Origin of the sequence: Desulfatiglans anilini DSM 4660 (genome assembly GCF_000422285.1) — a bacterium.
In the GTDB taxonomy this organism is placed as follows: Bacteria; Desulfobacterota; DSM-4660; order Desulfatiglandales; family Desulfatiglandaceae; genus Desulfatiglans; species Desulfatiglans anilini.
The window spans coordinates 1-11,914 of sequence record NZ_AULM01000062.1 but is presented as its reverse complement, the minus strand read 5'-3'; the positions used below and the strand labels follow the sequence as shown (position 1 = coordinate 11,914).

Genomic DNA, 11,914 nt, shown 5'->3' with positions numbered 1-11,914 from the left:
TTCCGGGCCCTGTTCGCCGCCATCCCCGCCGACTGGCACCGCAGGAACACGATCGGCGAGTACGAAGGCTACTACGCGAGCGTCTTCTACAGCCATTTCGCGGCCCTCGGGCTGGACATCCGGGTGGAGGACGCCACCAGCCGCGGCCGGGTGGACATGACGGTGCTCTTCGAGGGGCGGGTGTTCGTCTTCGAGTTCAAGGTGGTGGAGCTGGAGCCCGAGGGCCGGGCCCTGGAGCAGATCCTGGCCCGCCGCTACGCCGACAAATACCTGGACCTGGGCCGGCCTATCCATCTGATCGGCGTCGAGTTCAGCCGCAAGGAGCGGAACCTCTGCGCCTTCGAGGTCCGGAGCCTCGTGCAGCCGGCTGGAGACGCCGCGCCGCCTGCATCATAGCGTTTGAAACCCCTCAACGCCTCAGTGGTCAGCCTCCCGCCGCAACCAGCTTCCTATCAACGAACAGGCTACTCCTTCCACATCCTTATGGGCCTCGGCCACTCCATGGTGGGTCATTTACTGCAATCATGCAAATCGATTTATTGATTGCCATTCAGCCTGAAAAACGCTATCTTCGAGCCTATGATACGACGCGAGGCCGAACAGATCATCCGATCCCTTCTCCGGGGCTTCCCCATCGTGACGGTGACCGGACCCAGGCAATCAGGGAAAACCACCCTCGCCAAGGCGGTTTTTGCGGACAAGCCCTATGTGTCTCTGGAGGATCCGGACGTAAGACTCTTTGCACGCGAGGACACGCGGGCATTTCTGGAGCGTTTTCCTGACGGGGCTGTCCTGGATGAGGTTCAGCGCTGCCCCGAGATCTTCTCCTATCTTCAGTCCCTCGTAGACGCCGACGGCCGCATGGGGCTGTATGTGCTGACGGGTTCGCAGCATTTCGGCCTCCTTTCCGGCATCACCCAATCCCTCGCCGGCAGAACCGCCTTTGTGGAGTTGATGCCTTTTTCCCTAAAGGAACTGTCGAAGGCGGGGAAGCAGCCTCTGAAACTAGAAGAGATGCTCTTCAAAGGCGGGTATCCCCCGCTTTACGACCGGGAGGTGCCGGTGCGCGCCTGGTTCAACGCTTATGTCACCGCCTATCTCGAGCGTGATGTGAGGCAGGTCTCGAACGTCCAGGATCTGGAGGCCTTTCATCGTTTCGTGCGTCTGTGCGCCGGGCGGTGCGGGCAGCTTCTGAACCTTTCCAGCCTGGCCGGCGACTGCGGCATCAGCCGCAACACGGCCAAAGGCTGGATATCGGTCCTGGAGACGAGCTACGTCTTGTTTCAGCTGCGGCCGCATTTCGCCAACTTCAACAAGCGCCTCGTCAAGACCCCCAAACTCTATTTTTATGATGTCGGGCTTGCCGCGTGGCTGCTGGGAATCGAAGCGCCCCATCAACTGGAGACCCACCCGCTGCGCGGAAACCTCTTCGAAACCTTTGTGGTCGCAGAACTGATGAAGTCCTTCCTCAACCGCGGTGAAAGGCCGCAGCTTTCCTTTTGGCGGGACAGCAACGGCGTCGAGGTCGATGTGCTGATCGAGAGGGCTGGGCGGATCATACCGCTCGAGATCAAATCGGGCAAGACCGCCACGCGTGAGTTCTTTTCCAGCATCGATAAATGGACGGCCCTGGCAGGTAATATAGCCACAGACCCGACGCTCGTCTATGGCGGCGGGAAGAGCTACCGCCTGAAAGGCAAACGGGTTGTCAGCTGGAGGGAAATCGGGCCGGAGCTGCTCGGCATACCGGCCTCCTGAAGCGGGTGGTCCCAGCTAGCCGCAAAGCCTTCGGGACCGCGCGCTTCGAAAGGCCGGAAGGGGAGCGGATCATCAGCGACATTTTCCGCTCACGCTTTCCTTACAGGGAGGGCGCTCTTCTCTCTCGCCTGGAACGGCGAGCAAGCAGGCTCCAACAGGCTAGACCGGCGGCGAGCAGTGCCATGAGCACGAGGCCATAACCGGTCATCGTGGGGACAGGCACAGCGGGAGAGGTGGTTGACCCTGCCAAAGCGAAAGGCAGCCCCCAAAGTGCCATGAGATCGGGGTTCGTACAGGGGTTGATCGTCACCTCGATCGCGCCGTTTCGGTAGGTTTGAGATGAACACAGGCGCCAGCCGGAGCATCCGCAGTAATAGATCTTGTCGCCTGGTTGGGCGGGGCTGAATGTTATTTTGACCTCTTCCAATTCGAGCACATCGTCAAAGTGTACGTCCCAGTAGCTTTGGGCGTTTGGCAGAGGACCGCTGCACGGATTGCTGGTGTATTCGGCAGTCGTGACGTAGTGAGACAAGGTATGCAGCAGGCTCTTGACCGATACTTTGGCAATCCCGGGAGTCGTGTCCTCGGTGCTGCCGGAGCCGATAATCTCCGCGGTGTGAACGTCATCCACGCCGCCAGGAGTGCCCTCCGGGATGAAAAAGACAGCCACCCCGTTCCGGACACCGCATACCCGTGCGATGACGGTCGCCACGAGCGTGTCTCCGCTCGCCTCGGAGGTCAGAACCGCGGTAGCGACACCGTTGACCGTGGTGGTTGTAATGGATGGTGAAGCAAAGGAGCCATGATCCGTCGTAAAGGTTACGCTCGTCCCATCCGGCACCCGGATACCGTCGCCGTGAGTCACGAGGGCCGTGATGGTTGCAGTGGACGACCCGTCGGCGGAGATGACCGTCTTGTCGGTCTCCACCGCGACCGCGAGCTCCGTGAGGCGGATCAGCTCCCATCCCCCATGGGGGATGACGGATGTATCCGCCAGCAGGTTAGCGACATTCGCTGTGCCGATGTATAGACCGTCATCGACGAGCATGTTGCGGAGCCCATATGCAGCATAGTTCCCCAGGCCGTTCAGGCTTTCGGGCAGGGCGTGTGCATCGGACCGGGAGAACCGCCACAGATCGGCACCAAGAAACATCTTCAACAGGTCCGCGTTCTGTTCGATCTCAGGATGGTCTGCAAGGAACCCTTCGACAAAGTCCGTGACCTTCTCCCTGCATTCCTCGCAGTCATCAAAGATGGTATCGAACAACATTTTGCCGACATCATAAGCCATGAAACTCCAATCCATGGTCCCGACGTACAACTGGCCGCCATAGGCTTCCATGGTCCAGGTGTAGCTGTTGAATATATTGCCAAAGCCCGAAAGGCCATAGAGCACGGGGCCGGTCCGGTTGGGCTGAAGGCTCCACGTCTTGTCCTCAGGTGAATAGGCCGGCAGCATGTCAAGACCGTTGACCACCTCTATCACAGGGTTATCGGGGAAACCTTTTGCGCGGAAGATACTGATATTCCGCCAGCTTCCAAGAAACGCGAGAATAAGGTCCTCGGTCTCGGTCGGTTCATAGACCATCATATGGGTGAGAAAGGAAACCAGAGGGAAATTGATGGTGCCCCAGTAGACATAGCCATCGTAGGCGGTCATGGCGCCCATGAAGTAGGCTCTGGCCAGGACAGGGTCGGGCTCATAGTTCTCGGCACCCCAGATCTTGGTCCAACTCTCCATATCCGCACCGGTGAGGCCTCCAGGCGGTATCGACGGACTCATGTAGATGCCGGATATCGCCTCATCGGTCGGAGTGGCCCATGTGCTTACAAACAGGCGCCCGTCCAGAACGGTCAACTCCGCTCCTTCTGCATCCAGACGGCCGACTTCCTCGAACTTCAGGAGTTCGTTGATGTCGGTCGAATTGGAATTTCCGATCCACTTGAGTACCCGCCCCTTTCCATCTTTGGATCTGACGGCCGAGTAAAGGCAATCGCCGAACACGATCCACTTCCGGATATCCAGATACTCCGGAAACGCCTTGGACCCAAGGTATTCGCCTGTGTCGGCCTTGAACGCGAACAGGTTGATGGCGGCGTATTCGACGAGGCTCGGGTCACCCTGAAAAAAACTCGCGATGAGGTTGGGGCCGCCCAGGATCACGATATTGCCGAGTGCGCCGGAGGCGCGGATACCGAGAGTGTCCTGGACCAGCGGGTCGTTGGGGGTCTTGTCGGTTCTAAGCTTGGTTTGGGTGTTGTAAACGAAAATTTTCGGCGGCCGCCAGTCGCCGAGCGAATCAGGAAGCTTGGGTAGGTTTGGATTGGTCGGGACGAATTGATCTCTGAATGAACTGAATCCGAATTCGCAAACGAAAGACTCAGTCTTCAGAGCGAAATCCTCGATGGGAATCATCTGGTTGATGGTTGCGATATAGGTTCCCAGAACAGTGCAGAACTGATTGGCACTGGTCCCGAACCAGATGTCCGGCCCGCTCTTGACCATGCTGAAGAGATAAGCCTGGTTCAGTTTGGGTTGACCTTCGCCGCAGGGAGGCCCGGCAGGGTAAGGGACGCCGACATCCTTGAAGCATTCATCCTGATCCGAGGTTGCAAGGACTTCTTTATGCATGGTCAGAGTACAATCGGGGGCAGTGAATTCCTTGTTGAAAAGAGAGTTCCAGAATTCGATGATTTCTTCTTGAAGCATCGTCTCGCAATAGGCCCTGGAAGATGACAGAATAAAAAGCAAGAAGAACAGAACGGAAACAAGAAATTTCACCGACATGTTTTTCCCCCACCCTGCTGTTTTGACTAAACGAGCCCCAAAAAATTTCGCTTACAACTGCAGCTTCCGATAGCAGATACTTTTCATCAAGTCAAATAAAAATTGTCCTATAAGTGAAACTTAAACAATCTTATCAGACATCGCTACTTCTCCTGTAAGCAAACATTTCAACCATGCGAAACCCTTTGATCGAGCAGCTCAAGTATCCTGAAGATTACTGGGAGATGAGCGCACGCTTTCCAGGAGGCGGGCCACCGTCTCACGCCCGGTTTTGCAGCGCCGCTCGCACCTTCTGCATCAGCCCGCGGTTGGAGAAGGGCTTCTGAATGAAATGCACGCCGGCATTCAATACGCCGTGGTGGGCGATCACGTTGGCGGTGTAGCCGGACATGAACAGGACTTTCAGGTCCGGGTGCAGGGCCTGAAGCTTTCGGGCAAGGTCCCGGCCGTTCATCTCGGGCATGACGACGTCCGTGATGAGGATCTGGATTCCCCCTCCATACGTTTCGGCAAGGGCCAAGGCCCGGAGGGGGCCGGATGCCGTCAGCACCCTGTAACCCGCCTCATCGAGGATCCTTGCGGCCAATTCCAGGATGGGGGCCTCATCCTCGACGATCAACACGGTCTCCCCGCGCCCGCGGGGGGCATTTTCCTCATCGGAAGGGGCGTCCAGCTCGGTCTCCCCTCGGTAACGCAACAGATATATCTTGAAGGCTGTGCCCTTGCCCGACTCGCTGTACACGTTGATGAACCCTTCGTTCTGCTTGACGATGCCATAGACCGTCGCGAGCCCCAGACCGGTCCCCTCTCCCACCCCTTTGGTGGTGAAAAACGGCTCGAACAGGTTGTCGAGCGTCTGCCGGTCCATCCCCCTGCCGTCGTCGCTCACGGCCAGCAGGACGAAGTCCCCCGGCATGAACCCCGGATGCTCGGCGCAGTACGCCTCGTCGAACCGCACACGGCCCGTCTCGATGGTCACCTTGCCAACATCCCCGATGGCATCCCGGGCATTTACAAGGAGGTTCGCGAGGATCTGATCGAGTTGGGATGGATCCATATGGACATAGTGCCTGCCGGGGGCGGGCTGCCAGGACAGGTCGATGTCCTCCCCGATCAGCCGGCGCAGCATCTTGAGCATCCCCTCGACGGTGTCGTTCAAATCGATCACCCGCGGGCTGATGGTCTGACGCCGCGCAAAGGCCAGAAGCTGCCGGGTGATGTTCGCTGAGCGCCGCGCCGCTCGCAGGATCTCCTCGAGGTCGGCACGCAACGGGTCGCCAGGCGCGGTCTTCTCCATGCCAAGTTCGGCGAACCCACTGATCACACTCAGCATGTTGTTGTAGTCATGCGCAACGCCGCCCGCCAGGCGCCCAACGGACTCCATCTTCTGGGCCTGCACCAGTTGGGCGTGCAGCCTTTCCCGCTCCGCCTCGTGTTTCTTCCGCTCCGAGATGTCGCGCGCCACCCCCTGTAGGGCGATCGGCCTGCCGTCCGCATCCATCACGAAATCCGACCGCATCTCGAGGGGGACGCCCTTCCCGTCTTTGTTCAGCATTTCGGTCTCGAAAAGGACCGGGGTCGCCTCGGGCAAACGCTGGAGGGCTTCCGTTACCAGCCCTGACATCTGCTCGAAGCGCTCCTGCGAGCAGTGCTCGCTCAAACGGCTGCCGATCCACTCGTCGGGCTTGAACCCCATCATCTTCTCTATCGCCGGATTGATGTAGGTGAAAACGAGGTCCATGTCCATCATCCAGATGCAGTCAGCCGTATTCTCGGCGAGCAGCCTGTATTTCGCCTCCCTTTCCAGCAGTTCCTGCTCGGCCATCACCCGCTCGGTGATAACCTCGGTATAGACGATGAGGCCCCCGATCGATCCGTCGGCCTCATACCACGGACGGCACTCCCAGCGCGTCCAGTCGACCGAACCGTCGGCCCGGTGGTAAGGATCACGGTCTGCGCGCAGGACCTCGCCCGCCAGGACGCGCTGGTGGACATCCCGCCACTTCTGCGGCAGATCCGGGAACACCTCGTAATGATGGCGGCCGATCACATCGCGGTCCTTCACGCGATACTGGTCCAGATAGCTCTGACTGACATAGAGATACCGTAAATTCCGGTCATGAACCGCAACAGCGCTGTTGGCATGGTCGATGATATAACGCAGGAGATCGCGGGAATGGATCAGCGCCTCTTCCGCCTGCTTCCGCTCGGTGACGTCGATCGACACCGCCATGATCTTCTTTTCGCCATTGATGAGGATGGGGCCTAGGTGGACATACTCCCAGAAGAGTTCGCCCGAAGCCTTGCTGTTCAGCCATTCGAACTGCTGAGGGCCTTCCCGGTCGGCCTTCCGAATCCAGGCCAACGCGTTATCGAAGGCATAAGGAGGCTCCAACCAGAATGCATTGTCCCTCAGTTCCTCCAGGGAAGAAAATCCATACGAAGCCCAGGCCCGGGCATTGGCGTCGAGAATCGCCCCGGTCTCCGGGTCATGAACGATGATTGAAACCGGAGAATTCATGAAAAGCGATTGGAACTGCGCACTCTTTTGCTCCATCCGCCGGCTGGAGCGGCGGAGCGCTCCGGCCCCCGCCCACAGGCCGAGGAGCCCGAGGCCGCCTATGATGCCGTGGGCCATGAGGAGCGACCGGTGCTGCTCGGCACCCGCCAACTTGTAGGCCGCCAGCGGCGCAGAAATGCTGATGCCGCCGCGGATGTCCCCTACTTCATAGCCCTGGTGCCCGTGGCACTTCAGGCAAGAGGTCTCGGTGACAAACGGCCTCATGTACCGGATATAGGACTGCCCGTCGATGCTTTCGACCGACAAGGCCTCCTTCTCACCACCGGCGAAAGACAAGAGCATCTCCGCCTCCCATGCATCCGGGGCGTTCTCCGGACGGAGCGGATCGAGGCTCGTGATGTGCCCGACCAATCCGTATTGTTCGAAGCCCAGTTCGTGAACCTGTCGGGTCATGTAGGCGGGATTCACCAGCGTGAGGCGCTTGCCGCCGGTGGTGGTCACATCCCTGTCCGGGATAAAGCTCAGATACGGGTTCGGAGGCGTTCTGTCCGTAGGGGGGACATATACACCACCGTGCATTGCAGCCCATCTCCGATAAACGACATCCTTGTTGAAGGAACTCACGACCTCCGACTGCGCGAGGCGCATGAGAGAGCGGTTCATCTGGCCCCAGTTGAAGGCGAGGGACGCTCCGAGGGCGAACACCCAGCAGATGCCGAGGGCCCAGATGACACGGGTCGCCGTCTTCTTCGAATTGGAAGGAACAGCATCGGTGTGTTGCATACCGTTTGCCTTTATTGCCGGTGTGGCGCCGAAAGGGCCTGAAAACGCCCGAGGTCCATTGGTTTGGTTTCTCGTCTACGTCCTTGGCGACCCGCTCTGTTCCGTTTGCACCTAAAAGTCGAAGATTCGATAAAAGTCGGAGATTCGATTCTTTTTTTCCTTTTTATCTCAGTAGGCGGAAGATATCAACCTCCAAGGCATGGGAATGTGTTGCGAGAGGGCGCGCTGCACCCGGGCTTTTTGGGGGTCCAGCACGATGGATCCCGTAGTGTTTTGATATGATCTGTCATAAACGGATAGTTTTGTAGTGTACACTATTTTCCCGACAGCACAACGTGGCGGTTACCTGTTTGAATGTTCAAGCAAGAGAGCATAATTTGAAATTTTTTCTTGATCAGGCCTTCGATATCTGCTAATGGAAAGTGAAACTCACTTCATAATTTCATTCAACGCAGAAAAAGCCAACCCCCTTTCAACATGGGGACGGAAAGCTACGGATCTCTATGAGACAGCCGAGTTGCCTGCGCAGGGGGGCGGTTTGGCTATTTTCGCCTGCCTAACTCCTTCTGAAATATTTAGATAAAAACTGTTGGCCTGAGGAATCAGTTCGATCATCCTTGGAGGAGTGCATTGTCCGTGTCAGGGGAAGGGGTGTAGGCCTCTGACGCTGCCTGTTGAACGAAGCTTTAGCGCTATTCAGTAAAAGCCGAACCTGCCGCAAGGCCGGGGCGGAAAGTTACGGGTCTTTCAAGACCGCCGGACTGCCTGAATGCATCATTCAGGCAGTCTTTTTTTTGGGGGGGCAGCGTTCTCGTGCAATTTTGCTGAAAATTCAAGCACAAACATGGACCTCAGATGATAAGGCTGACTCAGTCAACGTTTTTTCGGCGATAAATCCAAATTTCCACTGAGCAGCCATGCGTTTTTTTGGTGTTGGATGGATGGGAGTTTGGTGTCATTTTGGCGTTTTAAAGCTGAGGAGGAAGGTCATGAAAAAATGGTTTGCCGTGCATTTTGCGTCAAGGATGTGGAGGGCGATTTTCGCGACGGCTTTTCTGTCGTGGTGTTTTGCTGCGAATGCTTCCGTTTGGGCCGCCAACCCGGCGCCGGTGCAGCTCTTTTACGTCCCCATACCGGAGGACCAGTTGCTGACTGCTCTCCAATCTCTTCAATCCACTGGGGACGAACCGGAGAACCCGGTTCAAACTTACGTCTCCATCGCCGCGATTGCCGACAACACGCTGATTTATTATGACCAGTGGGAAAACGGCTACGATCTGGACATCGCCAATCCCACCAACGTCTACAACGCCGGAAACTTAGGCGGCACCCAGATCTGGGGGGACAACGATCCATCGAACGGCATAGCTCCCGGGTTTGCAGTCGACAAGATCGATGCCGGAGATGTAATCATCCTGAACAACGCTATCACGACGAGCGACCTCGCCGCGATCGACTTCGACGGACGCGACAAGATTGCAGCGACTAAAACGATCGCCGTCAGCCGCGCCGGCTGGGCATCGGGAAGCCAAACCCTGCTCGCCGGAGCCAATGAAGTCTTTGACACCAGCAACTGGGGTACGGAATACCGGGTGCCTGTAGGCGAGGACATCCCCAGTAATCAGATGTACGACATGTTCCAGTACACGGGCATGACCATTATGGCCGGTCCGGGAGGCGCGGTCGTCGAACTGGATATCGACGACGACGGAAGCATTGAAGCCACTGTGTCACTTGCTGAAGGGCAGGGCCATCTCATCGACGGCGGCATCAACGTGGGAGGCAGGGTCGTATCGAACCGCCCGGTGCAAATCGATCTGATTACAGGTGATATAAACGGCAGTTACGAAGCCCGCTTTTATCGCCTTCTCCCTGTCGCCTTGTGGTCCAGCAGTTCCTACACGCCGGTTTCAACGCCCTCTAGCGTCTCGGATTACAGTGGCACCGGTACTACCGTCTGGCTCTACAACCCTCACGGCCTCGATATCACCGTCCGATACCAAAGACGATCCGGGGGCAGCCTGACTACCAGCGACCTCACTGTTCCGGCAGGCGAATACCTCAAGCAGGTCATCCCCAACGGCACCGGCGCCCACTTTTATACCGATTCGGACGAAGTATTCTACGCCCTGACAACGATCGATTCCACCGATAACCTTAACGGCGGCATCGGCCGCTCCGGCAACCGGGTATGGGATTGGGGGTTCACGCTCGTGCCGGAGGATTCCCTCACCCCACAGGTCCTGATCGGCCTGGGGATCGGCCGCGACCCCACTTCAAGCCAGGCTCCAACTGAAAACGGCAGCCCGATCTGGGTGACGCCGGTCGGAAACGGCGACACACCGGTCACCATTTTCATCGACTTCGATGCGAACCCCACGACTGGGCCGAACATCGACCCGAACGGCAATCAATATGATGCCAGCATCACACTCACGGAACTTCAAACAGCCAAAATATACGATTCCGACGGCGACCAGACCCGGACCCTCGTCTACACCTTCGAGCCAGGGGTCAAGCTGGCGGCCGCCTGGGGTGAGGACCCGCTCGAGGCCAGCGTTAGTCAGCCGGGCCTGGACATGGGCACCGGGATACCGCCCTTGCCGCTTTTCGATGTCAGCAAGAGTGCTGCCCTGGAGACCGACAATGACCAGGACGGTTTCATCAGCCCGGGCGATGTCCTGAAATACACCATCCTCATCACGAACATCAGCCGCGCGCCTGTTCCGGATATCCTGCTGATCGACAATCTGCCGCTGGACACGACGTATGTGGCCGGCAGCACCTTTTTCAAGAACGCCTCGGAAGTTACGAATCCAATCCCCGATGATGGAGTCGGAACGGCATTTCCGCTGGATGAAGGCGGCCGGATTCTCGACGATGTCACAGCCCTTATCGTCGGGGGCTCCTACGAAGTCACATTCAAGGTTCTAATCGACAGTTTTGAAAATTTGGGTTCCGAAACCTCGGAAATCATCAACACCGGTCTGGCCAGCGCCGTCGGCACCAAGGTCAGGTTCGAGGCGAGGACCCCCTTGTTCGGGCGCCTCGGAAACTTCGTATGGAGCGACACGAACGGCAACGGACTGCAGGACGTCGGCGAAGCAGGCGTGAACGGCCTCACCGTCCGACTGCTCGATGCGGGGGAAAACCTTATCGCCACGGCCCTCACCGCCGATGACGGAGGTGGAAACCCCGGCTACTATGAATTCAAGGGCCTGTTGACGGGCAACTACATCGTAGAATTTGCGGCTCCGAACGGATGCCTCTTCACCACCAAGAACGCCGATGGGTCAGGTATCGACGGCGCTTTCAACTCGGATGCCAATCCTTCGAACGGCCGGACCGATCTGTTTTTCCTGAAACCCGGACAGAACAACCCCAATATCGATGCCGGGATCATCTGCCCCGCCCCCGGTTTGACGCTGGATAAGACCACCACCACGGCCTCCTATGACGGGGCAGGCGATATCATCTCTTACCAATACAAGCTCACCAACAGCGGGAATGTCCCGCTCCAGCCTCCCTATGCCGTGTTGGACAACAAGGTCACCGTCACCTGTCCACAGACCCCCGATCCACTCGCTCCGGGCGCGTTTCTCACCTGCACGGCTCAATACGCCGTCTCGCAAGCCGACCTCGACCTCGGGTCCGTCACCAATACAGCCACTGCGAGCGCCACTTACGGCGACAGCCCCGTCACCTCCAACCAAGACCAGGTGACCGTACCCGGTATAAGGACCCCGGGCATCGAACTGCAAAAGACCGGAACCCTCCAGGACAACGACGGCACCCCGGGCGTGAGCGCCGGTGACACCATCTCCTACACCTTCTCCGTCAAAAACACCGGCAACGTCACCCTGACCAACGTCACGATCACCGACCCGAAGATCACCGTCTCCGGCGGACCCATCGCCTCCCTGGCTCCGGGCGTAACCGACTCCACGACTTTTACGGGATCCTACACCCTGACCCAGACCGACATCAACGCCGGCACCTTCACCAACATCGCCACGGCTACGGGCACCCCGCCAAGCGGTGGAAACGTCACCGACACCGATGAC

5 protein-coding genes and 2 riboswitches are annotated in these 11,914 nt (G+C 58.2%); of the genes, 3 read left to right on the top strand and 2 right to left on the bottom strand.

Annotated features, from left to right (window positions below; translation table 11 throughout):
* Positions 1–396: PD-(D/E)XK nuclease domain-containing protein (locus tag H567_RS0120125; protein ID WP_028322770.1), on the top strand; the 396-nt coding region annotated here is incomplete at its 5' end.
* A gap of 183 nt (positions 397–579) precedes the next feature.
* Positions 580–1,758: an ATP-binding protein gene (locus H567_RS0120120; protein ID WP_028322769.1), complete on the top strand. Its 1,179-nt coding sequence runs from the start codon at positions 580–582 to the stop codon at positions 1,756–1,758.
* Positions 1,759–1,858: 100 nt separating this feature from the next.
* Here H567_RS0120120 and H567_RS0120115 read toward each other — a convergent pair whose 3' ends face one another.
* Entirely contained in the window at positions 1,859–4,546 is a 2,688-nt protein-coding gene (locus H567_RS0120115; RefSeq protein WP_028322768.1) for an Ig-like domain-containing protein, read from the bottom strand.
* A 259-nt stretch (positions 4,547–4,805) separates the two neighbouring features.
* Entirely contained in the window at positions 4,806–7,850 is a 3,045-nt protein-coding gene (locus H567_RS28135; protein ID WP_084517640.1) for a PAS domain S-box protein, read from the bottom strand.
* Positions 7,851–8,300: 450 nt separating this feature from the next.
* A riboswitch (cyclic di-GMP riboswitch) is annotated at positions 8,301–8,375 on the top strand.
* A gap of 170 nt (positions 8,376–8,545) precedes the next feature.
* A riboswitch (cyclic di-GMP riboswitch) is annotated at positions 8,546–8,619 on the top strand.
* 220 nt (positions 8,620–8,839) lie between these two features.
* On the opposite strand from H567_RS28135, the gene H567_RS26250 reads away from it, so the two are divergent.
* Positions 8,840–11,914 (top strand): DUF7507 domain-containing protein (locus tag H567_RS26250; RefSeq protein WP_035255464.1); only part of this gene is annotated, 3,075 nt, incomplete at its 3' end.

Coding starts and splice junctions, on each gene's coding strand:
- H567_RS0120120 (WP_028322769.1), top strand. CDS start 580: ATGATACGACGCGAGGCCGAACAGATCATCCGATCCCTTCTCCGGGGC.
- H567_RS0120115 (WP_028322768.1), bottom strand. CDS start 4,546: ATGTCGGTGAAATTTCTTGTTTCCGTTCTGTTCTTCTTGCTTTTTATT.
- H567_RS28135 (WP_084517640.1), bottom strand. CDS start 7,850: ATGCAACACACCGATGCTGTTCCTTCCAATTCGAAGAAGACGGCGACC.